At 40.9% G+C, this 24645-nt stretch carries 24 protein-coding genes; 11 read left to right on the plus strand and 13 right to left on the minus strand.

The window, feature by feature from the left end:
* Positions 1–46 precede the first annotated feature (46 nt).
* From C5Q96_RS06420 to pdxR, 8 genes are all read right to left on the minus strand, one after another.
* Positions 47–715, minus strand: coding sequence for an ATP-binding cassette domain-containing protein (locus C5Q96_RS06420; RefSeq protein ID WP_106057553.1), 669 nt, complete (start codon positions 713–715; stop codon positions 47–49).
* A complete protein-coding gene (locus tag C5Q96_RS06425; RefSeq protein WP_106057554.1) occupies positions 716–2875 on the minus strand; it encodes a hypothetical protein in 2160 nt (719 codons plus the stop codon).
* Between the two features lie 83 nt (positions 2876–2958).
* The gene (locus C5Q96_RS06430) at positions 2959–3342 is read right to left on the minus strand and encodes a lactococcin 972 family bacteriocin (RefSeq protein ID WP_106057555.1); all 384 of its coding nucleotides are present in this window, start codon (positions 3340–3342) and stop codon (positions 2959–2961) included.
* A gap of 209 nt (positions 3343–3551) precedes the next feature.
* Complete coding sequence (locus tag C5Q96_RS06435; RefSeq protein WP_106057556.1) at positions 3552–4631, minus strand: sensor histidine kinase; 1080 nt, start codon at positions 4629–4631, stop codon at positions 3552–3554.
* Positions 4624–5319 carry a response regulator transcription factor gene (locus C5Q96_RS06440; RefSeq protein WP_106057557.1) on the minus strand — a complete coding sequence of 232 codons (696 nt, stop codon included), beginning with the start codon at positions 5317–5319 and terminating at the stop codon, positions 4624–4626. The genes C5Q96_RS06435 and C5Q96_RS06440 overlap by 8 nt, the downstream gene beginning before the upstream one ends.
* Positions 5320–5553: 234 nt before the next feature.
* Complete coding sequence (locus C5Q96_RS06445; RefSeq protein WP_106057558.1) at positions 5554–6783, minus strand: MFS transporter; 1230 nt, start codon at positions 6781–6783, stop codon at positions 5554–5556.
* Positions 6784–6950: 167 nt separating this feature from the next.
* The gene (surE, locus tag C5Q96_RS06450) at positions 6951–8276 is read right to left on the minus strand and encodes a 5'/3'-nucleotidase SurE (RefSeq protein ID WP_106057559.1); all 1326 of its coding nucleotides are present in this window, start codon (positions 8274–8276) and stop codon (positions 6951–6953) included.
* Positions 8269–9654: a MocR-like pyridoxine biosynthesis transcription factor PdxR gene (gene pdxR / locus C5Q96_RS06455; RefSeq protein ID WP_106057560.1), complete on the minus strand. Its 1386-nt coding sequence runs from the start codon at positions 9652–9654 to the stop codon at positions 8269–8271. The genes surE and pdxR overlap by 8 nt, the downstream gene beginning before the upstream one ends.
* A gap of 203 nt (positions 9655–9857) precedes the next feature.
* Between pdxR and C5Q96_RS06460 the strand changes: the two genes are divergently transcribed.
* The 5 genes from C5Q96_RS06460 to C5Q96_RS06480 all read left to right on the plus strand — a co-directional run bounded on the left by C5Q96_RS06460 (position 9858) and on the right by C5Q96_RS06480 (position 14988).
* Positions 9858–10460: an ECF transporter S component gene (locus C5Q96_RS06460; RefSeq protein WP_106057561.1), complete on the plus strand. Its 603-nt coding sequence runs from the start codon at positions 9858–9860 to the stop codon at positions 10458–10460.
* A 44-nt stretch (positions 10461–10504) separates the two neighbouring features.
* Positions 10505–11338 (plus strand): pyridoxamine kinase, encoded by an 834-nt coding sequence (locus tag C5Q96_RS06465; RefSeq protein ID WP_106057562.1) that lies wholly within the window; start codon positions 10505–10507, stop codon positions 11336–11338.
* 279 nt (positions 11339–11617) lie between these two features.
* Positions 11618–13108 (plus strand): MFS transporter, encoded by a 1491-nt coding sequence (locus tag C5Q96_RS06470; RefSeq protein WP_106057563.1) that lies wholly within the window; start codon positions 11618–11620, stop codon positions 13106–13108.
* A 45-nt stretch (positions 13109–13153) separates the two neighbouring features.
* Positions 13154–13933, plus strand: a complete 780-nt coding sequence (locus C5Q96_RS06475) for a glycerophosphodiester phosphodiesterase (protein WP_106057564.1) — start codon at positions 13154–13156, stop codon at positions 13931–13933.
* Positions 13930–14988, plus strand: coding sequence for an alpha/beta fold hydrolase (locus tag C5Q96_RS06480; protein WP_106057565.1), 1059 nt, complete (start codon positions 13930–13932; stop codon positions 14986–14988). Before C5Q96_RS06475 ends, C5Q96_RS06480 begins: the two co-directional genes overlap by 4 nt.
* 111 nt (positions 14989–15099) lie before the next feature.
* Here C5Q96_RS06480 and C5Q96_RS06485 read toward each other — a convergent pair whose 3' ends face one another.
* The 3 genes from C5Q96_RS06485 to C5Q96_RS06495 form a co-directional block, all read right to left on the minus strand.
* Complete coding sequence (locus C5Q96_RS06485; protein ID WP_106057566.1) at positions 15100–15357, minus strand: SemiSWEET family transporter; 258 nt, start codon at positions 15355–15357, stop codon at positions 15100–15102.
* A 136-nt stretch (positions 15358–15493) separates the two neighbouring features.
* Positions 15494–16354 carry a PHP domain-containing protein gene (locus tag C5Q96_RS06490; protein ID WP_106057567.1) on the minus strand — a complete coding sequence of 287 codons (861 nt, stop codon included), beginning with the start codon at positions 16352–16354 and terminating at the stop codon, positions 15494–15496.
* Between the two features lie 100 nt (positions 16355–16454).
* Entirely contained in the window at positions 16455–17495 is a 1041-nt protein-coding gene (locus C5Q96_RS06495) for an FAD:protein FMN transferase (protein ID WP_106057568.1), read from the minus strand.
* A gap of 42 nt (positions 17496–17537) precedes the next feature.
* Between C5Q96_RS06495 and C5Q96_RS06500 the strand changes: the two genes are divergently transcribed.
* The 3 genes from C5Q96_RS06500 to C5Q96_RS06510 all read left to right on the plus strand — a co-directional run bounded on the left by C5Q96_RS06500 (position 17538) and on the right by C5Q96_RS06510 (position 20294).
* Positions 17538–17915 (plus strand): NusG domain II-containing protein, encoded by a 378-nt coding sequence (locus tag C5Q96_RS06500; RefSeq protein WP_106057569.1) that lies wholly within the window; start codon positions 17538–17540, stop codon positions 17913–17915.
* Entirely contained in the window at positions 17896–18441 is a 546-nt protein-coding gene (locus tag C5Q96_RS06505) for a Gx transporter family protein (protein WP_106057570.1), read from the plus strand. Before C5Q96_RS06500 ends, C5Q96_RS06505 begins: the two co-directional genes overlap by 20 nt.
* 281 nt (positions 18442–18722) lie before the next feature.
* On the plus strand, positions 18723–20294 hold the full coding sequence (locus C5Q96_RS06510) for a bacterial Ig-like domain-containing protein (RefSeq protein ID WP_106057571.1): 1572 nt from the start codon (positions 18723–18725) through the stop codon (positions 20292–20294).
* A gap of 190 nt (positions 20295–20484) precedes the next feature.
* Here the strand turns inward: C5Q96_RS06510 and C5Q96_RS06515 are convergent, their stop codons facing one another.
* Positions 20485–21105: a hypothetical protein gene (locus C5Q96_RS06515; protein WP_106057572.1), complete on the minus strand. Its 621-nt coding sequence runs from the start codon at positions 21103–21105 to the stop codon at positions 20485–20487.
* A 91-nt stretch (positions 21106–21196) separates the two neighbouring features.
* Positions 21197–21397, minus strand: a complete 201-nt coding sequence (locus C5Q96_RS06520) for a DUF1858 domain-containing protein (protein ID WP_106057573.1) — start codon at positions 21395–21397, stop codon at positions 21197–21199.
* A 217-nt stretch (positions 21398–21614) separates the two neighbouring features.
* Here C5Q96_RS06520 and C5Q96_RS06525 point away from each other — a divergent pair, with 217 nt between their 5' ends.
* The 3 genes from C5Q96_RS06525 to C5Q96_RS06535 all read left to right on the plus strand — a co-directional run bounded on the left by C5Q96_RS06525 (position 21615) and on the right by C5Q96_RS06535 (position 24639).
* The gene (locus C5Q96_RS06525; protein WP_106057574.1) at positions 21615–22502 is read left to right on the plus strand and encodes a DUF2156 domain-containing protein; all 888 of its coding nucleotides are present in this window, start codon (positions 21615–21617) and stop codon (positions 22500–22502) included.
* Complete coding sequence (locus tag C5Q96_RS06530) at positions 22492–23520, plus strand: GNAT family protein (RefSeq protein ID WP_106057575.1); 1029 nt, start codon at positions 22492–22494, stop codon at positions 23518–23520. The genes C5Q96_RS06525 and C5Q96_RS06530 overlap by 11 nt, the downstream gene beginning before the upstream one ends.
* Before the next feature lie 390 nt (positions 23521–23910).
* A complete protein-coding gene (locus C5Q96_RS06535) occupies positions 23911–24639 on the plus strand; it encodes a hypothetical protein (RefSeq protein ID WP_106057576.1) in 729 nt (242 codons plus the stop codon).
* Positions 24640–24645: the final 6 nt, after the last annotated feature.

Genomic DNA, 24645 nt, shown 5'->3' on the forward strand with positions numbered 1-24645 from the left:
ATAGGGTTTTATCTTTTCTAATTTCTTCATTACTAGTATTTCCGCTTCAAAACCCCTTGAGCATACCATCTTCTATTAGGTAATTTCTTTTGGCAACTTTTTGAAAATCAGCGTCGTGGCTCACAACTATAATCGTTTTACCTTTTTCATTAAGTTCAATGAGTTTATTGGTGACAATATTTTTATTTTTTATATCCAAGGAACCTGTAGGTTCATCAGCTAACAATATATCATATGGTTTCACCATATTTCTTGCCATAGCAACTCGTTGCTGTTCCCCTCCTGATAGTTCATATACATATGCATTTATTTTATCTAGTACCCCTAATTCATTCAATGCTGAATTTATTATTTCTTCTTTGTTTCTCTCTTTAACATACCTTGTAGCTAATAACATGTTCTCCTTTACAGTCATCTTATCTACTAGAGCGAAATTCTGAAACAAATAGGCAATCTTCTCTCTTCTTAAAAGTTCTGCATCTTTCTTTTTTCTGGCAGGATTTAGTTTAGAAAAACATTTATATTCACCACTATTGAAGTCCTCTAGCGCACCAATAATATTGAGTAATGTGGATTTTCCACTTCCACTCAAACCGTAAATGCAGATAAAATCTCCTTTATATATATCTAGGGTAATATTATTTAAAACCTTATGATTATTATATCTCTTTGCTATATTTTTTAATGAGATTTGCAGATTAGTCGAATCATTCATTTAATTACCCTCCCTTAGCCTTTTTGCAACCATATTTTCGTTTTTTAAAAGTAGAATCAGTTCAATGCAAGAACATATCAATATGAAGAGTGCTCCAATTACTATATTTACAGCAATTTGTGAATTAGCCCATCCATCCCGTGGCTCAAAAATATCTAATGACCCTGTAATTTTAGGATACATAATCAATACACATACTACGATTAAACTTGCGATATTATCCTTGATGATACTTGCCAATCTATTTTTATGTACATCATAAAATCGGTATCCTAAAAGATTTGATACAGCAATTTTTTGTCTGTTTTTATAATAATAAGTATCATTATCTAATTTGAGCGAAATGAATAGGATTATCATTAATAAAATTGAACTTATTAAATATATAATAAACTCTATTTTAAACGAGCTAATCATATCCACAACTTCGTTGTAAACAGACTTTGAATATAATATAAATTGTTCTGCTTGAGTTTTTTTAGCAATGTTTTTTATTTCATCATATGGCTTTTCTGGATGAAGAACATATGGATGAAATTGCCCATTTACTAATACTGGTAACTTCACTCCTTCGTATGGCGACATATCCGATCCTCGAACTGCAACTAGGACGTACCCCTTAACTTTAGCTCTATCAATCCTTTTATTTATATCATAGGAAAATGTTTCTTGATTAGATTTTATAAAAATATATTTTTCCTTCAAATTTTCTTTTTTTAGGCTTTGAAATCTATGATCTTCTCGGATTTTTGCTTTATCCTTTTTGCTTACTTTTAGGTCATCTGGCACATATATAATCCACTCATTTTCATTTACTGTATTCCTATTTATTTTGTTCCCGCTTATGTCCACTATGTTTGTTGTTCTTAAATAATTATCATTTACATACGCATATTTCCCATAAAAAGCTTGATCTTTCATATATTTATCATCATAGCCAGTGCTTCCATATTCTGGATTAGGTGCAAAGAATAGTATCCCCCCTTTGTTATCAAGCTGATTCCAAAGCTTATTTAGTTTAGGGGCAACTACATTATTAAACTTGTCATCATCTTCGACATAAGCCCATGACCAAGTACAAGCGGTATTCGTATAATGCTTTGAATCTCTCCAATTTTCAAGACACCCTCTCAGACTTATGTATTCTTTATAAGACATGACACTTATAGTTGCAAAATATATGGTTATAGCAGTCACAATTATTTTCGTTAATTTAGAGTTTCTGATAGAGTATTTTCTGTAACCTTTTAACCATTTAATTAAATTTATTGATTTTATCTTTCTATATAACAGAATCCACTCGGCAAAAAATAGCACGGCAATTATCTTACTGATAGCCACATATATATCTTTCATAAGAAATACGCATTCAAAATTCATATATTCATTTATTAATAGCATAATAACTGCTATAGAGCCCACTACTCCTATACAGCTAGGAAGTAATAGGATATCAATTGTTTTTCTTATTGATAACCCAAAGTAGTTGTAACCAAGAAGTCCTTCAACAGCCAATTCTTTCGAAATTAGATTGTTAAATAAGATGCACGAAACAACGAATATGGATATAATGCATCCTACAAGGATCATATATAAAACCACTTGGTTCCATGTGATTCCACTTGTCACAACATAGCTTTTATCAATCACCGCAGTCATTTCTTTAGATCTATTAATTTCTTTAACAAATTCATTTATTTCTTTTTCCGTGCCCCTGACATGATAATCCCCACTAAAACTTACTTCATTCATTTTTTCAAAAGACTTTAACTGAACTTTTTTTCTTGTAAGCAAACTTTTAATTTCTCCACTAGAGAATTTATTTAGCTTATTCTCCTTTTTATTTATCTTGATATTCCAATAGCTATCCTGAAACCAGTTTACATCATTTAAATAAATATATAATTTTAAAGTTTGGCGTTCTCTGGTACCATTCATTGGTTTTCGTTCAGATTTTATGAAGCTAATATTATTATTTTGGGCTATCCCTTCAAGTTTTATAATTGAATTTTTATTTGCATGTTCATTTGATGTTATGTTAATAGTAGTGTCAAACTCATGAAGAAAATAATTTAAGAAGACGTCATCTTCTTCATAGAATTTACCAATGCTAATTATCATAATTAGCAAAACCGTTATGCCCCAAATAATCTTCTTCATGTCTTTTCTCCATAATTTATTATTAAATATTGGAAACACTGAAGTGAATCAGTGTTTCCATATCTCAAATATTAAAATAACGTTTACTTAACCGTAGCCCACGCTTTGTTACCGAATACTGCTCTTTCCCATGATGCCTCAGCCCTCCTTCCAGCAACGGTCCATCCAGAAGACGACAGCCTTCCACCAGCTCCTTGAACTGTTGTTTTGTGGACTTTATATTTATGATCATACTTTGACCACACATACCTATTACCAACACCATGTATCCATGAACCGCCTAGAAATTTTTTCCAGCCACTATTATAGTTTGCTGGCATCAGTTTACTATAATCTGCATCTGGAATTACTACTTCGTATCCCAAATTTTCAACATATGGCAAATCTATGTTCTCCGTCGCAAATGTTGGTACAGAAAACGATAAAACAATCACTATCATTACCGCCAGTATTACTTTCTTTTTCATAATTTATCTCCTTTGTTAATAATTGAAAAATACATGTAAAAGTAATCTATCACTAATAGTAAGTTAATCTAAAATGAATTCGTCTTTCATATTAAGCCCTCCATCTCTTGTCAATAAACTAAAAAGGATATCCTATATTTATTTTTAGGATATCCTTCGTTCGGTTTGGTTACATTTTCTTTTTTTATTTCTTGCTTTTTCTTTGCTTTTCATTTTTTGTATGGCAACTTTACATTAGCAAAAACCTTTCCACTGCTTTCATTAATTTCAAAATCACCACCGAGATGATTCACTAACTCATTTACAATGGTAAGACCTAATCCTGATCCATTTCCTCCTCTTCGCCTTGATAAATCACCTCTGTAAAACTTAGTTTTTACCATGTCCCAATTTATAATCACATCACTCTTAATAGTATTAATAATCCCTATATTAAGTATGTCTTTAGCAATCTCCACATTTACTTCTATTTCTGAGCCATCACTAGAATAATTTATCGCATTGGTTGTTAGATTATCTAGAATCCTTAAGAGCAACTGAGGATCCATTTTAACATCGATGCAGTCTTTTTCTGCAATTTTGAGCTTTAATTTATGGTGTTTAATTATAATTCTTTTTTCATCTTCCCACTGTTTAAAGAATATACCTATATTGAAAGTTATTAGGTTTAAAGGTATATCGTTTAAACTAAATTTTAGATACGAAAAGAACTCTTCTGTTAATTGGTTCAGATATTGAACATTTTCATAAATAATGTTAATGAATTTACTTTTGCTCTGTTCAGAGATTTCCTTTTCTTCATTAAGAAGCGTAATGTATCCAACCATATTAGCTATAGGAGTTTTAATATCATGGGCAAGGTATGTTAGAAGATCCGTCTTCTCTTGATATTCCCTTTCGTATTTATCCATTAATTCATTGTTGTAATTTTTTAGCTCAACGAACATCTCTCTCTCTAGTGCTAATGATTCGTGAAAATCAATTAAATCATTACCTTCCCGTGTTAGATACAAGAACCCTGCCCTAATGTATCGATTGTATTTATCATGTCTCCTCTTTTGAATATAAAATAGCCCACATATCATTAGTAATAAAAAAAAGATTATAATGCCATACCTTCCAAATCTAAAGTATGCAGAATGTAAGCTATTAAAACGTTTACTTGAGAGACTGTTGTATACTGCAATATCAACACATTCAAATATAACTATGCTTATAACAGAACTTGCAACAATCCAAATTATTTGATAAACAACGGTCTCTATAAAATATCCTTTATTTTTAAACATTTATTTTATACCCAACTCCCCACACAGTGGCAATAATTGAACCAGCCCCTAATTTTTCAAATTTGCTCCTTATTCGTCTAATGTGCACCATCACAGGATTTACCTCGGATTCTAGAACTTGATCCCCCCATATTACATAATGAATATCATTCATATTATAAATCTTGTCAGGGTCTTCCATAAGAAGCCATAGTATTTCAAATTCCTTTGGTGTTAAATCTATATTATGTTTTTTATAGTATGCTTTATGGGTCTTTTTACTTAACTTTAAGTCACTAATTTCCCTTTCATAATCGTTTTTTTCGCTATCTTTTTTAGAATACTCATAAGTCCTTCTAAATTGTGATTTTATCCGAGCAATCAGTTCATACGGTTCAAAGGGTTTTACTATGTAATCATCTGCGCCCATATTTAAGCCATATATTCGATGGGCAGAACCCTCAAGAGCCGTTACCATTATAATAGGTATGGTGGAATACGCTCTAATTTTAAGACACACCTCTAGACCACTAATATCTGGTAATAGTAGGTCTAATAAAATTAAATCAAACTTATCTTCTAGCATCATGGTTATTGCATCGCACCCTGTAGGTGCAACTTCTGTTTCCCATTCTTCAGCCATTAAATATATCTTTATAAGTTCGGCTAGGCTATTATCATCTTCAACGATCAAAATCCTTCTCTTCATAAGTATCTCCATAGTTCTAGTCATGTATACACGAATCATTTCATTAACTATATCTACTAGCCCTAGCTTGATTTTACACTTTTTCATACTAAAAAATCGAGTAAAATAAAAAAATCAGCAATTATAGATTTTGCAATGCATGATATGCATATGTTACTACTCTATTGCTGATTCTTTGGTTTATATTTACTTTTTCTATTAATTCATCAGATAAATCTTCTCAATAATTAAATCTTACTTATATCCCTCATTATCGCTCTTCTTACTTGTCACATTAAGTGCAACCCATAGCACGAATGCTACCAAGGTAAATACGATTAGCGCATAGAAGTTCGAATCATACTTTCCACCTGCAGCCTCGAGCAGCTTAGCAGAGATATTAGGTCCGATTATAGCTGCTGGGATTAGAGAGAAGTTTGCGATACTGAAGTTAGTTGGAAAATACTTATGACCGAACGCCTTATTGATGTATGCAGATGTTAGAGTTGGAGTTCCTCCATAAGCTAGACCTACGAAGATAAGTCCAACTACGATTGCGATTAGCGAGTGACTCATGCCGCCGATTACAAGCAGAACACCTGCTATAAACATGAATAAGTTATTTACAATAGCAGTCGTCTTTCTGCCAAACTTATCAAAGTTATTACCTGTAACGATTCTTCCTGCTCCGTTAAACAGCGAAACGATCATTCCGAGTACCGCAGATCCACCGTAAGCAAGCGAGATATTAGCTGCGCTATTGATAACCATCAGACCTGCTGAGTTTAGAGCAACAGCCCAGATGAAGAACACCCAGAATCTACCTGTCTTCATCATCTCTGCAGCTGAATAGTGATGAACCTTGTCATCAGATGCTGCAGCCTTGCTTGCACCTGCTGCAGGCGCTTCTGGAGCCTTAATGATAATAGCTGCGACAACCATTACTACGAAAATTGTGATAGCTAGAATCTTGAATGTTGAGAAAATTCCATACTTCGCAATGAACTTAGTTACAACACTTCCTAGGGCAAGTCCACCTAGACCGAATCCCATGAGCATAATTCCCGAAGCAAGACCAACCTTGTCTGGGAACCACTTAGTGATAGTGGTGATAACGGCATTATATCCAACACCTACGCCGCCGCCACCGAATACGCCGTAGAATATATAAAGCTTCGTGAGACTTCCTGATGCATCTGCTGGATTCAAAGTCGAAACCATAAAGAATCCGATGAGAAGCAGTGCTCCAGAGATGAGAATTCTGAGCTTTACACCGAAAATCTTGCCGAGATGACCTCCGATGAGTCCGCCCAAGCAGAACATGATCATCGATATAGTGAATGTCATCGACATCTGTGCTACTGTCCATGTCTTGAATACCTCTGCAAAAGGAGTTCTAAACAGTGACCATGCGTAAATAAGTCCGAGGAACAGCGTTGAAATAGTCGCCATTCCGAGGTACAACCATCTTTTGTTGTTATTCATTTCTTAAACCACCTGTCCTTACCTAATTGCGCTGCCATTACCTCTATGTAGCGCTTATATAATTTAACGCTCCATAGCTCTACGCTGAGCGCCAATGCAAAATATAATAACATTTTTTACGTGTATTTTCTAGCAATTATTATCATATCAGGCACATAACTTTTTATTTATGCTTCGAGAACCTTCTTCACCTTCCTGTATGAGAAGTTGGTTGTACTACCGATTTCATCATATATGAATGATTCTAAAGTTGTAATCGTGCATCCGATATCCCTGAGTGTTTTCATCGCCTCCTCGAGGTCATCCTTCTGCTTGGAAGCACAGCAATCCTTGATGACCTGAACATCATACCCCTTCTCTATAAGGCTCCTAGCGCTCTGCAGTATCCCAATATGTGCCTCTAGGCCAGCGAGCACAATGCGTTTACCTTTATGAGACTGTAGCAAGCTCTCCATGTCTGGGGAAGATGTACAGTCAAAATCAACCTTATCCAGCTTCTCAAAGCTATGTAACTCACTCTTAAGTTCACCTAAAACTGGCTCTGTATCGTGGCCGAACTGCTCTGTTAGGAGCGTTGGAAGCTCCAGTATCTTGAGGCATTTTGCTAGCTTTAATATGTTCCCCATGAACTTCTCGCTCTTACGAACCTTTGACACTGTGTGCCCCTGGACATCCATGATTATGCACATTGTACTATCCGAGCTAAGACCACGGAGCTTTGCGAGCAAGCCGTTATCCACGCGGTTCACCTTATATGGAGTGATGGTCGCATATCCATTTGCCAGGCAGTAAAGATCAGTATTTGGCGGCTGAACACTGCCATCCGTCACCTCACCGTTATACTTATATTCTCCTTCTGAAAAAGGTTTATTTTCGTGCTCCTCATCCTCGCTATCTAGGTTTTCTTCCATGACCCTCTCAAATTTGTTGTTGAAACCACAGATGCCAGCCTCGGCATATCTCACACCCTTAATCTGCCACTTAGGAAGGTCAGGTGCATTTACATTGAGAATGCTCCCAGGCTGCAGCTTCTTCGCTACTTCGAGCAGCTCCGGTATCATCTCGCAGATGAATTCAAAGTGCGTCGCTTTTCTGTTTGTCACGGACAGTGCAAGCGCACTATACCCGTTCAAAGCGCCTTCGTTTGCAATCGCGAACGTTCCGGAATAGTTTATATCTGCACCAGCATTTCCGCCGTGATTGATTCCGCCTATGACAAAGTCTGGTGGCGTCCCCGCCTCCTTCATCATATCTATACCGAACTTAGCGCAGTCTGCAGGAGTTCCAGATAAGGCAATTGCCTTCTTGGCTCCATCCATCTCTACCTGCTTAGCAGTCACTTTGCCACCAAACGTAATCGCCTGCCCGCTAGCACTCCGCTGCTTGTCAGGAGCCACAACATATACCTCTGCCATGTGCGAAAGAAAACGTACCAATGTGCGGATTCCGTGCGCATCTATTCCATCATCGTTGCTAACTAATATTCTAAGCATTGATATTCCTCATTCCCTTCTTGATATTACCGACAAACATCTTTATAAGCAGCCGTAGCAGCGGTTCAGACACTCTATAGAAATAGAAGTACAAAACTTGTTCGTCCTCTGTGCAGAGATCTGTAACTGGATTCATCATAAGCCCAACATCCTTGCCTACCTTGCATAGTTGTTCAACCGGCACAGGAGCTTTGATGCGCAGCATAACCGCTAATCCAGACTTAGAGTCAAGTGCCTCAATCAGTCCTTCTCCATATTCCCTAAACATCTCCATAGTGGTGTGAAGCTTTTCAGAATTTCTTTTTCTGCACTTCTTGATATGCCTGTAGTAATAGCCATTGTCCATGTACAGAGCTAAGCAAATCTGCTCCGCCTTGGAACACGTCTGCGAATACTTGCTCTTGATTCTGTCAAATATCTCCATGAGTTCCTTCGGCAGCACCATGTAGCTTATCTTAATCGATGCAAAAAGTGTCGACGAGAACGACCCAAGATACACGACTCTCCCCGACCTGTCGAGGCCCTGTAAGGCTGGTATAGGTTTCCCAAAGTACCTGAGTTCGCTATCGTAATCATCCTCTAGGATATAGCTGTCGTTGGCTTCCGCCCATTTAATCAGTTCATATCTACGGCCAATCGGCATAACGGCACCTGACGGAAACTGATTTGACGGATTTACATAAACGAGGCTTCGCATATTCACTGGAAGACGCTCAATCACAATTCCATTATCTTGAACTGGGATATTAGATAGGCTGACACCTTCATCCTTGAATATCTCCCGAACGGGGCCATACCCCGGAGATTCCATCGCAGCGTTGCTGATGCCGAGCTCTCTTAGGATACGTATGAGATGCGTTGCGAGCTGCTGTGAGCCTGCGCCTATCACAACTTGGTCTGGCGAACATTTCACACCTCTACCAGCATATAGATATTTTGCGATTTCGTAGCGAAGTGCTGCTTCACCCTGTACATCAGCTTCAGACTGCAGTGCGTAGGCATACTCATTGAACACCTTGCTCATGCACTTCTTCCACTTCGAGAACTCGAAACTCTCCTCGTCGTAGATGAGCGAGCGCTCCTTAACAGTCTTGGTGCTCTCTGGGGGGAGAAGCTCGTCCAGTGTGAGTTCTCCATCTGCACTTCCATTTCCGACCGCACCAGATATATCATCACTGACATAGTAGCCTGACTTGGGTCTGCTCTCTATGTAACCCTCTACGAGCAGCTGATTGTATGCGGTCTCAACAGTAGTGACACTGATACCATTTTCCTTCGCAAGCTGACGTAGCGATGGCAGCTTCATGCCGAGCTCAAACTCGCCGGAAAGAATTTTACCCTTTATGTAATCAAAAATCTGTATATAGATTTTGTTCATTATTATCGGCAAAATCGAAAATAATGCTTCTCATCGTCTGTTTTCCCCTATCTGTATTCTAAAAATTTGCATAAATTGTATATTTTTATAATTGCACTATGTTGTTATTATAATACTTGTCGAAAGAGTGCACAACGACAATTCGATAATAAAAACAGCATTTCTATAAGGAATTATAGATTGCTATATGGAGGATAAAAAGTATGATTGAAACTAAAAACCAGACAAACGGCACCAGCCGTGCCGACAGAAGCGATAAGACTTTAATTCTAGTAACCACTGCTATGATGACTGCTATGGTTATGATCGCAACTACATTCTTCAAGATTCCTAATGCAATGGGATACATTCACCTTGGTGACGGATTCGTGCTTCTCGCAGCGATCATCTTGCCTAAGAAGTACGCCTGCTTCGCTGGCGGTGTTGGTGCTGGGCTAGCAGACATCTATGGTGGTTATGCCGTTTGGGCACCTTGGACATTGGTAATTAAAATCGTTATGGTGCTGATTGTGCAGCTATTCTTTGATCTACTGAATAAGCGTGCGGCAAACGGAGGTCATGTAGCTAAGGTTGCAGGACTACCTTTTTCAGAGCTATTCGCATACGTACTTGCAGTTCTCTGGACTGTATCTGGTTACTACGCAGCGCAGGGCTTCATATATGGAAACTGGGCTGCCCCACTCGCTGATGTTCCCGGCAATGTCCTACAGGCAACTGTTGGTGCAGTTGTTGCTATCATAGTTTCTGTGGCATTAGGCAAGACGGCACTAGGAAGAAGCTTCTATTATAAGAGAACTTCTCTTTAATCACAGAACATTCAGAAGTCATTTACAGAAATCGAGGTTAATAGATGGAATATAAGAGAATATTATCTGTACAAGATATATCATGCGTCGGACAGTGCTCGCTGACCGTCGCACTACCTATACTTTCGGCATGCGGACACGAGACAGCAATTTTACCAGCAGCCGTACTTTCGAATCACACTGGTGGATTTAAAGGTTTTACTTGCCGCGACTTAACTAGCGATATGCCTGATATCATCAAGCAATGGGAGATCGAGGGAATTACATTCGATGGAGCATATACGGGATACCTCGGAAGCAGCGAGCAGATTGCATATGTCAAGGATATATTTGCAAGGCTTGTATCTCCGTCCGGTCTACGGATAGTAGACCCAGCGATGGCGGATGGCGGCAAGCTCTATCCAGCATTTGACATGGACTTCGTGGAGGTTATGAAGTCGCTTGTCGCTGTAGCTGACGTAACACTTCCTAATATAACGGAGGCTTCACTTCTAACAGGTAATGAGTACAAGGAAAGCTACGACGAAGAGTATACTGAGAAGCTCGTAAAGGGCTTGCATGAGCTAGGTGCCAAGACCGTCATCATGACTGGTGTCAGCTATAATGATGAGAGCACAGGAATCCTCGTTTCAGACGAAAACGGCATAAATTACATAAGGCACGAGAAGATGCCTATTTCTTGCCACGGAACGGGTGATGTGTTCGCATCTGCATTTGTAGGATCTTACCTCGCAGGCAAAGATAAGGCTGAAGCAGCTAGAATTGCTGGCGAATACGTCCTCAGCTGCATCAAGAATACGATAGATGACAAAGAGCACTGGTACGGTGTAAAGTTCGAACCATTACTTGGAGATTTAATTTCAGCCATTCGCGGTTAATCCGCTAGGCATGTAGCCATATGTTTTAACGACATGTAGTCGGGAGCGCAAGTTCCCGGCTTATTGTTTTGTTTGTAATTATTTGATGTTTTGTATCCATCCATTATCAGGATTTGATTTATTTAAAAAAATTTAACTATTTATGCGTTTGCAGCCCTTTTGTAACTCAGCATATGGTAAAATGGCATGGATAATCGTAAATGAAAATACCGCAGTTAGTCGTTAATTATCATTAATGACAGCAATACATATTGATGACAATTGTTACCGGAGGTCATAATGAACGATAAAATCGCAGGAAAATTCCGCGGCACAGGAGTAAAGGCTGGTCTCATGTACGGAATGGCTGAGTTCTACGGAGGTGGCGCTTTCGTAATCATCAACACCTTCTTTTTAGTCTTCCTGACTAAAGCTCTTGGCATGCCCGCTGCACTCGCTGGCGCTATTCCAATGGTAGGAAAGGTATGGGATGCCATTACCGATCCGATGATGGGAAATATCACCGATAGGACATCCTCAAGATTTGGACCTAAGAGGCTATACATATTGATAGGCGGAATCCTATCTGCTATCGCATTTGTATCGCTCTGGACGACGATTCCAACGCGAAGCACTACATTGCAGTTTATCTACTACATAGTTATGTACTGCTTATTTTCGACGTGCTTCACAATCATAATGGTCCCTTACAACGGTCTCCTGCCGGACATGGTTGATAGCTATGATATTCGCTCAAAGTTCTCGAGTCTCAGGATGATTTGGTCTACTGTAGGAGCCATCTTGGCTGGACTCGTTCCAACGTTAATGATAAAAGATACTTTGAACACGAGCATGTATCTCAAGGTAGCGATCATTTTCGGCATCCTGTTCGGCTTTGCAGCAGTGGTAACATTTATTGGAACTTGGGAAAAGGTAAAGTCACCAGTTAAGACGAAGCTTCGCGATAGCTTCTCCGAGGCATCGTCAGTATTCAAAAGCCGTTCCTTCAAGATTTTCATCGGCATATACCTCTCCGGTCAGTGTGCGATGGACTTCGTTTCGGGTATGGCCATTTACTATGTCGACGATGTTTTAGGAGGATATGATAAGGGATACCTGACCATGCTGATGGGAGTGCTTCTCTCATCTCAGCTTATCGGAATGCTAATCTTCACACCGATAATGACCAGAACCTCAAAGCGCACCACCATCCTCATCGGTGCTCCTATAAGGTTAGCTTCAACTCTTGGACTACTTGCGTTTTCGTATGCAGGTGCCCCAATTGTTCCAGTCCTTCTACTCTCCGCCGGAGTGGGAATTGGAAACGCAGCAACTTTGACGAGCATATTTGCAATTCTGGCCGATATGGCGGATATAGATGAACTTATCACTTCCACAAGGCGTCCAGGCATCGTATCCGGGATGGCGACATTTGCGAGAAAAATCTCTGCAGGCCTATCGGTGTGGTTCATCGGAATCCTACTATCGCTAGTAGGCTACGATGCTAAACTCGCGCATTCAGGAGTTAGTCAAGCTTTAACAACGCAGCGCGGAATCGCTATGATTTTCATCGTAATACCAGCTATTCTCGTAGTATTACTGCTGATATTCGGATACATCTTCCCGATAACAAATAAGGAGTTCGATATTGTAAAGAAGGAAATAGGTAGAAGGCGCGGCACCGATGGCAGCATCGCATCAGACGACGAGAAGCGAATACTCGAACGTGTAACGGGTTTCAAATACGAGGATTTGTGGAAGACGTCAAACGAACATAAGATCAGATCGTAAATCACTAGAATTGGCTTACAATGATAAAACAAGAGGTGAACACATATGACCAATACTGATGCTCATATAGAGCAGCAAAATTCCAAGTCCGAGAACAGCCCACTCGTGTGGGCACACCGCGGTGCAAGCGGGTATTGTCCTGAGAACACTCTACCGGCATTTCAGAGAGCAATTGAACTAGGGGCAGATGGCATTGAGTTAGACGTGCAGATGACCAGAGATGGCGAACTCGTCGTTTGTCATGACGAGACGATAGATAGGACCTCAAACGGCAGTGGCTGGATTAAGGACAAAACGCTCGCAGAATTGAAGGCTCTGGATTTCTCCTATGGCAAAAAAGATTTCTCAGGAACCACTATACCGACTATGCGCGAGGTATTTGACCTGCTTGATGATGCCGACATAATGATAAACATAGAGCTTAAGACAGGAATTGTTTTTTACCCAGGCATGGCAGAAAAGCTTCTAAAATTGGCCAGCGAATGCGGATTCTCAGATAGGGTCATCTATTCGTCCTTTAACCACTACACGATAAAGCACATGCGAGAAATATCACCTGAGGCGAAGCTAGGATTCCTCTATGCCGACGGAACAATCGGTATGCCTGCATATGCGCTAAAATACGGAGTTCAAGCTCTACACCCAGCGCTATACAACATACAGTTTCCGGGCTTTATGGAAGAGTGCCATAAGAGCGGCATTGCTGTCAACGTATGGACGGTTGACCAGGATGAGTATATAGAGATGTCATGCAGAGCTGGCGTCGACGCCATTATTACCAACTACCCTGATAAAACACTTGAAACAATCAGGAGGCTGATATGAAGGTTCATACGCAAGCAAGGGTAACAAGGGTAAACACCTCTGAAGCCCAGAATCTGAGCGATGCGAAGCTTCCAGCTGGCATCACCATCGTCAGGGAGAGTGAGTACGATGATCATATGGTCACTACCAACAAGCGCTGGCGAGAAGACCATGTGACCGAAGGACAGTTTACCGCATATGACGGCATTTCTATTCAGTACTACCATGCACCGCAGGAGAGTTCTCCGAAGGGCTGCATCGTCATGCTCCACGGTTACTGCGGCTTCTGGGGAAAATTTCATGAGATGGCCGAATATTACTGGCTAGCTGGCTACGAGGTTTTCTTTCTGGAGCACCGTGGTCACGGCTATTCGGGCAGACAGATAGACGAGGATGATATCGTCCATGTGAATAGCTATAACGATTACACGAGCGATCTCCATCAATTCATGATTGAGATTGCTAAGCCTCGCATCGGGAATCTCACATGCATCATGTTCGCACACTCCATGGGAGGTGCAATCGGTGCTCTATACTTAGAGCAGCATCCTGGGATATTCGACGCTGCAATCCTAAGTTCCCCCATGTTCGAGATAAAAACTGATGGCACGCCTAAGTTTTTAATCAGCCTCATGCTAGCTAAAATCAAGCTGCTGCGTCAGGAGAAGCTGCCGTTTCCCGGTGGCAAACGCTGGGATGGTATCCCCACTTACGAGAAGAGCAGTGCAATGTCAGAGCCTAGGTACAGGTATATATTTAATCAGCGCCTTGAAGACAACCACTATCATACAAATATGATGTCTAACGGCTGGGGCTACGCGAGTTTCCGCACCACTCCTAAAATTCTAAAGGACGCTGGCAAGATAGATATACCTGTTTTGCTCCTTACATCTGGAAGCGATGCGCTTGTGGATTCAAAAGGCCACTATAAATTCGCATATAGTACGCCGAACACCGAGTTCATCATATACGAAGGCGCTAAGCACGAGCTATATAATGGAACTGATGAGATACTAGAGGACTACTATAAGAGGGTGTTTGAGTTTCTTGATAGAATCAGTGAGCAGAATTCATAAAACACAGATATATAAACACTCTAATTAACACATTATAGTCAAATTTTCCATATATAAAAAATGCCACTCCAGCACTCTGGAGTGGCATTTTCATGCTCATGTATATTATCTTTAAAATGATGTTATAACTGCTCCTAGACCGAATAAGATACCTGGCACATTAGCACATATAATTGGGTAATCTCTGTCCTTCTTGCAGAATCCGTATGTCACCCACAGCGTGCAGTTTATTGTTGCTGCTAGTGGCTGGATGAAGCTGCCCTTGTTCCCGTTAAGATTGCTCATTATCTGAGCTATGTATGCTACGTACATTAGAATGGACATGCATGTTCCTGCCCAGCCTAACTTTTTTGCTGTCTTTTCACTCATGTTATTGCCCCTTTACTTTATATAAAAAAAATTATCGTTTTTACGAACTTGCGTATTATATATAAACTGGCACTGTCATTCAATACTATAATTTAATTAATGCGATATAAGGGTGCACTTTATATGGAACAACTCTCTATCGCTTTCTCCTCCTGAGTTCTGCTATAAGGCTAAGATCTGAATCGAAGACAGGTCTCTTACTCACACCGAGTTCACCGATTTCTACGTTTTTATTCTTGCCATGAAAATCACTGCCACCACTCACGAGAAGCCCCCGACTCTCCGCAATATCTAGCAGCATCGCTATCTCGTCCTCATCGTACCTAGAATAAAAGCACTCTAGTCCCTCTATTCCTATACCTTGCAGGACACCTAGCTTCTCCTCAAGCTCCTCTCTGTTCATATGGATTTCATTCTCCCCACCGAGAGGATGAGCCCAGATTGCGACTCCACCAGATGACTTAATCGCTCCGATCGCTAGCTCGGCAGGAATCCTGCTTTCCACTCCAAATTCAAGATATCTGTTTATAACCTCTGTTCTGGTACCTGGGATTCCTCTCCGCATGAGGATATTAGCTATATGGGGCTTCCCAGCTGAAGGAATCGCCTCTAACTCTGCAATCTCGTCTGCAGTTAGCTCTATGCCATCCACTTCCCTAAGGTGTTCAATTCTAATCGCGAGCTTATCTTCTCTCTTCGCCTCTGCAGCGGCGAGTGCTTTCATAAAATCAGGGTGATTATCGTCATACGAGTAGCCGAGGATATGGCACTTGATGTCTCCGGCTTTGCAGGAGAATTCAATGCCCTTGAAAAATTCCATTCCCTCCGGTATATCATCTTCGACTTCGTGCACGCCGGCAGTCGTATCGTGATCAGTCAGCGAAAACACTTTGACACCAGACGATTTCACCTTCTGAACGACCTCCGAGGGGCTAAATGACCCATCTGATGCCGTGGTGTGTAGGTGCATATCGACTAGTATTTTGCTCTTATTCAAAATATACACCTCCTACTTACTTAATATCTGTAATCTGTATGCTGCCTGCTATGCTGCTACGCTTGATATTATAATCATCTGACAGCCGTGCGTTAATTAGCTATTCAGCTGTGAACTTCATGCCCTTAGTCTTGGCAACTTCCTTGCCCTGTGCGCTGAAGACAGCCTCAACTCCCTTCTGCTTCTTGATAAATGCCTTCCCTCCATCTACACCCTTCATCAGGCAGATTGTACTCATGGCATCTACATCCATCGAGCGACCTTTCTTAGCCACCAAGCTGACAGCCTCAAGCTGCGTCTCGACAGGATATCCCGTCTTGCTGCTTAGCACATGGTGGTAAATCTTACCATCCTTTTGAAACTGCCTCTCATATATTCCTGAAGTAACGACGGTCTGGTTATCCGCTGTCGTAGTTCCGATGATTTCGGTCCTGTCAGTATATGGCTTCTCTATTCCGATGATAAATGGGCTGCCGTCTGGTTTACCCCCTATCGTGGAAATGTTACCTCCAAGGTTAATTACAGCAGATGTTACGCCTTCCTTCTCGAGCAGAATCGTAAGTTCATCAGCAACATATCCCTTGGCAATACCGCCGAGGTCGAGCTTAGCCTTAGGATCTATGATTCTTATCTTGTTTCCATCGAACTGAATATTCTTATAGTTTACGTGTTTAAGAGCCTCGGTAATCTTAGACTGCTCTGGAACTACTGGGTTCTCAGACTGGAAATCCCATAATCCTGAAACAGATCCGATAGTTATATCAAAATCGCCATCGGATAGCTCACCATACTTTACACCAGCCTTCACGACCTTGAGCGTATCCTTTCCAACAGTCACCCAATTTCCACCAGCATTGTTGATCTGACTGACTTCACTCGTCTCGATTGTATTGCTGAGGGTATTCTCGAGCTCGCGGCATCTTTTATAAGCCTTGTTGATTGCAGCCTCTGCCTTCTCCTTGTCCAGATCTCCATCCATGTCATATATCGAAATCTTGCACACTGTATCGAGATAGAAGCCCTCCTTTGATACTGGCTCAACATCCTTGGTGTTCTTGCAGGCTGTCTGTGTTATAATAACCGTTGCGATTATTGCGAATATTAACGAAAGTTTTATGGTTTGTTTGCTAAATTTAATCAATTCATTACCTCACAGTTAAGGGGTTACAGGGAATAACGAATAATGTTAAAAGGATTTATAAGAAAAGCTGATATCGTCCTCTTTATAATCCTCATTTCACTTGGTATCGCCTCCTCGGTATGGCTCAGCACGACGAGTCATTCAGGAGACAAAGTCACCGTGACAGTAGATGGCAAGAAGTACGGAGTGTACAGCTTGTCCGAGGATAAAACTATCGCTGTAAAGCAGGGGAATAAGCTAAATGTAATCAGAATTAAGCACGGCTACGTGACCATGTCCGAAGCATCATGCGAAAATCAGGTGTGCGTAAAGCACAAAGCTATAAGCAAGACCGGGGAAAGCATAATCTGCCTTCCTAATAAAGTGGTCGTTTCGATAAGCGGAAAGGAGGCACACAAGTATGACTCAGTCTCGAGTTAAACACTCAACCGAGCCTTCACGGAGGACTCCTCGCGGCCGCAGCAACAATGTTGCAACAGTTGCGCTTCTAGCTTCACTGGCGCTAATTTTATCGTACGTCGAAGCTATTATACCATATACTCCAGGCATTCCGGGGATCAAATTAGGGATAGCTAACTTAGTAGCTGTTGTTGCGCTGTATAAGCTCTCTGCCAAATACGCAGTTATGTTAAATGTCATTAGAATAGTAGTCGCTGGACTGCTTTTTACCGGTGTGTTCGGCATGCTCTACTCTCTCGCAGGTGCGACGATCAGCTTGATAGGAATGATTTTGCTCAAGAAGACCGACCTCTTCAGCATTACCGGTGTCAGTATGGCAGGTGGTTTCCTGCATAATATGGGACAGCTCGCAATTGCGGCATTACTCATCAATGATATCAGAATCTTCTACTACCTACCGGTACTGATGATCTCTGGAACGATAGCAGGAGTTGCCATCGGCGTAGTTGCAGAATTGGTGATTAGAAGAGCTAAGTTTATAAGGTAGGCTTCTATTCATCAATTATCAAAACGTTTGATAAAGTTATGGATATACAGGTACTCACACTGTTAAAGCCCCATTTGCTAGTCTACAGTAAATGGGGCTTTAACAATTAATGGTTTCAGTTCAATAGAATTTTTTATTCTTTAATTATATATTTTCATGAAAAATCTGCCCTTTCAAAGCGTATAATAGAAAGGTATATCATTAATTTACGGTCATATATAAGTGCTATTCATTTCTTATATATCATGTATATATGAATGATGTTATAAAAAGGAGGGATTATGAAGAAAAAACTATTAGCTTGTCTAACGACATGCAGTCTGCTAATCGCTATGTTTGCTTCGACCATGACAGTTAACGCGACTTCGCAGACGATAAAACCTATTTATCAAAATGAGCTCAACCAGGCCGGCAGAAACTCTCAGACTAGCAGAGGAATCAATATAGATGCATATGTTAGCGCAAGCCTTAACGGTGTTACGAGCAATTCCAGCAAGGCAGCAGATAATCCATATGGCAGCACACCAGCTTCCACATATGTATATAGTACAGTTGCAAACGCTGGTGACCTTATAGATGTTAATTCTAAGGATATAACGCTACATGCGAATATCACCAATACAAATTCATCTGCTACTGTAGCAAACGTTTCTCTTAGACTCGACAACAACGGATTCACACCTTCTGCAACCAACTATGCTGATGATTGGTCGGTAGACGCAGCAAGAGTGCGTGGAAATGATATTTTCGATGCTTCAACTAGATCAGATATAAATATCGAGTACCAGTTCAAAAATACCGCTCTCGGAACAACTACGACTACTAGGGCTAATGTTCTCGCAAGCGGGCTTCCAACTGGTTATACCTGGAGCGATTTGACACGAATCAATATCTCTGGAAATCTTCAGCCTAATGAAAGCGTTAAGTACAATGTTCCACTTAAGCTGACTGCGAAGGCTGGTGCAAAATCAACTTATACATTCCTCTTCGGTAACACATCTGGAGGAGTATACAGAACTGCTTCTCTTATCTTCAAGAGCATCAACAGGAACGAACTGGTTTCGTCTGTTCTTAACACTAGAATCCTAGCTACCTATAGAAACAGCGATGGTTCATACACGGTTGCCGAGAAGAAGGTTCAGGACCTTATGCCTAATGCGACATCTAGCAATACGAAGTTCAACAACTTCCTAATGCAGATTCTAAGCACGTATGAGAATTCACCAGCTGACGGAGTGTTAACAAGCAACTCAGCATACTCGATTTCAACACTAGATATATTTAACGCTATCCATAATGATGGTTACACAACGCTAGTTAGAAACGATAACACGCTTCTCCCAATCTACGCTTATTACACTAATGGTAGTTTGACACTTAAGGATGCAAGCGGAAGCCCAGTAAGCGTATCGGATTACGGCCTTAACTTCTACGCACAGATTATAAAGGTACTAGATGCGCCTGACGTAGTGAATTTAAAGGTTGGGGATAGCTTTAATGCTGAGCAGAATCTGATTTCTGCAGTAAATCCTGTTAATGGCAGCCCGATCCCATATTCAGATCTGACTGTTACTTCGAATGTAAACACTGCAGTTGCTGGCACATACCATGTCACATACACCTATAGATTAGCTGATGGAAAGACAATCTCCATCACCACTAAGGTAAAGGTTTCCGCAAGGGATGCTTCGGGCAGTAACGCTAGCAGCACACCAGCAAAAAAAGCTAAGGTTGTTAAGAAGAGACACCTCTCTCCTAAGACATCCGATTCAACATCAGCGGCAAGCTTAATAGTGCTCTGCGCATCGCTTACAGCTCTAGGTGCTGTAGTTTATAAGCGCAAGAGATTCTAAGATATGATGATTAAGCTTTATTTAACAGCACTTTAATAGAGCTTATCGCTATAGATAATTACAATCAAAAACGACTGTGAGAAATGCGTTTTCGCCTCACAGTCGTTTTTTTCGTGCCACTATTCTGTTATGTCCTGCCTATTCGCAGCACTGCGATAATCATATTCAGCATGCAGTGCTTCAGTACAAATTAAAGCCCTGGAGTTTCTTCATTTACAGTATATATAATCATCCCGCCAGTCGGTTTACATCCCGTATTCCATAATCCCTCAAAATCAAGCCACTTATAACCGCTGTATGTCACGGCCTTAACCTTGAATCCGTCCTCGGTATCATCATATCCATTTACAAGATACCAATGCCATACATAGTCGCTGTACCTTGCATCCTTGTGCCTGAGCGTAAGGAACGGAATCGGTAGCCCTGCATCTATCTGCTCCTTCACCTTTTCCGCCGCCTCCTCGTAAGTATGATCTCCCGAAAATTCGCTCACATCCACGCGGTACTCGCCGGCATCCCTAAGGTATTTGACATATCCATTTATATAAATCGAAAGTTTATTAATTCCGGTGAATCTAGGCCATAGATAGTCCTCCATCATATGCGCAAAGTCTACGTACTCTTCTCGCTTAACATCACCAGCGTCAAATGGATATAGCTTCGTGAATCCAAACTCGCGCGCAAAGTACAAACTGCTCTCACACGCAGTCTCCGCACCACATCCACCTATGCGCATCCAGAACGTGCGAAACCAGTCCTGATTGCCACCATAAGATTCACCTATATAATGGTGATTCAATTCTCTCTTCATCCTAATCTATACCAATCCCCCAAAAGTAAAAGCAGGGCAATCACGCCCTGCGATATACGAAATCCTAATCCATATCTGGAATGTCGGCAGTTTATGCGTCAAGTGCAGCATTAAGAGCGTTCACCAGGTGATCTCCATCAAGTCCGTGAACCTGAGCAGCCTGTCCGATTGACTCTCCCTGAGAAGCAGGGCAACCGATGCACATCATTCCGTTCTGGAAGAATACCTGAATTAAATCTGGATTCTCGTTGATAACATCACCGATAATCATATCCTTTGTAATCTTAGCCATTTATCTTTCATCCCCTTTCCGAATGTCATTTATATTTTTCTATTGCAACAGTAACATTTTGAAGCTATAAAATCAATACTAATAAAGTATCTTTTTAAATTCCTACTTATTCACTCGGAATTCACTTTACATGTTGGTTTTTAGTGCTATAATGAGATGTTAATTTTGTAAAATAGAATCGTATAATTTGGTTAAGAAATTAAAAAGGGAGAGACTAATGCTAGAATTTAGACCTGTCAGATTAGATGACCAGGACTTTGCAAAAACCGTAATCTGTTCGAGCGGATGTCATGGTGCTGACTACAGTTTCGCTAATTTATATATCTGGAGGCATGCATACGAGCCAGAAATCGCTTTCATCGGCGAGCGTATGATCATAAGAATGCCTAAGTATGGATACATTTTCGCTTATCCTAAGGGAAGCGGGGATGTTAAGCCAATTATCGATGAACTGTTAGAAGACGCACATTCGCGCGACCAGAAACTGATAATGCGTGGTCTCACGCCTAAAACGCTCGAAGAGTTTGAGCCTGTATACGGAGACCGTTTCACCATAGAGGAAAATCGTGAAGATGCTGACTACATATACACAGTTGAGAAGCTGCGTGACCTCAGGGGACGCAAGCTTTCGTCGAAGCGCAATCACATCAAACATTTTGAGAGAAATGGCGAATGGGAATTTAAGCTCATCGAAAATGGCGAAGATATAGATTCTGCAAGAGCATTCGTCGCTGAATTCTACAAGGAGAAGGGAGATCCTGACCTTGTCAAAGAAGCGGATGCTATCGAGCAGATGTTCGAAAACTATGAGGCGCTCGGTTTCTTTGGTGGGCTCCTATATCAGAATGGTGAACCTGTTGCCTTCACTGCTGCTACTCAGCTCGACCAGCTCACCATGGATGTGCATTTTGAGAAGGCTCTTCCTGGTGTTGAAGGCGCATATACTATGATTAACCGTGAATTCGTAAGGGCAATCTCCGAGAAATTCCCTGATGTAGAATACATTAACCGCGAAGAGGACATGGGGCTTGAAGGTCTTAGGAAAGCCAAGGAAAGCTATCATCCTGATGTCCTTCTCATGAAATACACAGCTTATGAAAAATAACTACATAATAAGGCCTAGGGAGGCTTCCGACCTCAAGGATTTTGTCTCACTACGCAGAAAAGTTTTCGGAGATGATGAGGGGTTTATCGAATTCTTTGATGCTTGCTTCCGAGATGACTATCTGGATTTTCTGATTGTCGAGGATCAAGATGGCAGCGAGGTGCTTCAGGCATCCCTCACCCAGTTCGACATGGGAAAATTAGTTGTTCCTGAGGGCAAAGTTTCAGATATAGCTGGTAAATCAATAGAGATGAGCTACGCAATATGCACCGACCCTGCGGCACGAGGAAAAGGTTACGGATCACACATAACCGTATATGCCAGAGAGATTGCCGAGAGCAGCAGAAAACTATCGATGCTCTCACCAGCTGAACCTAGCCTAATAAATTTCTATGAACCTCTAGAATATAAGAAGTTCATGTATGCCGAGCAGGGTTCTGTCATGGCATCCGAGCATGTTGATTTTGAATTCTCCCATCTTCAGACTAAGGTACTAACACCGCAGGAATATAATAATTATAGAGAAACGATTTTGACAAACCGCGTTCATATCAAGCTGTCAGAAGGAGCTCTTAGATTCGCAGCTGGGCTGGTAGCTCCTTATACCTCGGGCTCTCTGCCTACTCTTGATGCTGGATCAGCTGATTGGGCGGGCTCTGCGCCTGGCTGGGAAGCTGAATCAGGAGCACCTGATGGTTCTGGATTCTTGCTAATTTCCGATGGCGCTGAGCCTTTGGCAATCGCAGCGTGTGAGGCCGCAGGAGCGGACTCTCTCGCTGCGGCCGAGCTCCTCACCTTCAGTGAAGATGGCGGTCATAAGGAGCTCGGGATTGCAATTGCCAAGGCACTCGCCACTAGATGCGGCGCTCAGCGATGCGACTACATGATGCCTAGCAGATTTGGGAGCGAAACGTCTGCCGCGCTTGGGATGATCTCGGCCAGCTACGAAGAGCTTGCTGAGATCTACAGCGCCGCTACTGGCGAGTGCCCTCCTTATATGGGCTTCACCTTCGGTTAGCCCCAGGCCATTTATAATTACCTAATCTTCGGACTCTGGACCAGATCTCAGATTTATTAATCTCGCCACCATCCATTTCGGACGCAGCTTCAGATTGCACAGAACCCAAGCCTCGAGATCTCACCACGTACACGATTTTCAGGTCTCTAGGTCACAATAGACTTCGGTTCGCCCATAGGCAAAATATATGCATGAAAAACCAGGAGTACCAGCTCCTGGTTTTTCAATGTGCTAATTGTCATTATGATTACTATCTATCCCCTTTTAAGCTTTTGCATTATCTATTTAAAAGTTAAGGCATAAATGATATTGACAAAGATATGAATGCATGTGATAATTTTACCAGTTAGATATATCTAATTAGCACTAAATAAGAAAGGAGCAAATCATATGTCGATGAAAAATAGTAATACTATAAACATTATATCTATATTTTTAGTAGTTGTGCTTATAATTTCGTTATTTCCAACAATATCTTTTGCAGGAGAACCGACTAAATTAGATTCAAATAATAAGCTCATAATTAAAAAAATTTCAAAAAATAAAGTGAAAGTTATAGATGGAAAAGATGAAGCATTAATTTCTATTGTTGAGTCAGATAATAAGATAACTGTAAAAGTTAGTGAAAAGAATCCAGAGAAAAACTCTTATTTTATTGCAGATAAAGCTACTGGTAAAATCTATTCTTCTGAAACAAAAAATACGGTTGATATAAAAGAACTTTTTAATGATGATACTATGCTTCAAAAAGATAGTAATTCAACACTAGTTCAAAATAGATTATTAAAAGCTGGAAGAAGTGGATATGTTGGAACGGTAAATCAGTTTATAAGCTATAAACAACTTTCAAAATTAGTAACATCATCCTCTTCTGCCGCATCAATTGCAGGTGCAATTTTAACAATTCTAGGTTATGTTGGAATAACTGCGGCTAATCCAATAGCAGGAGTCGTATCAATAATCGGTGGAATAGTTACAGTAATACAACTAGGGATTGGATCAAAAAGTCCTTACCATGGAATAATAATAAAAATGAAAAAATACAGACATGTGAGATATAGAGCTGGAATGCGTTTGGTTAGATATTCATACGAAATAGCGGGTGTTTCACGAAAATGAGGTTTA

Origin of the sequence: Mogibacterium diversum, assembly GCF_002998925.1 — a bacterium.
Lineage (GTDB): Bacteria > Bacillota > Clostridia > Peptostreptococcales > Anaerovoracaceae > Mogibacterium > Mogibacterium diversum.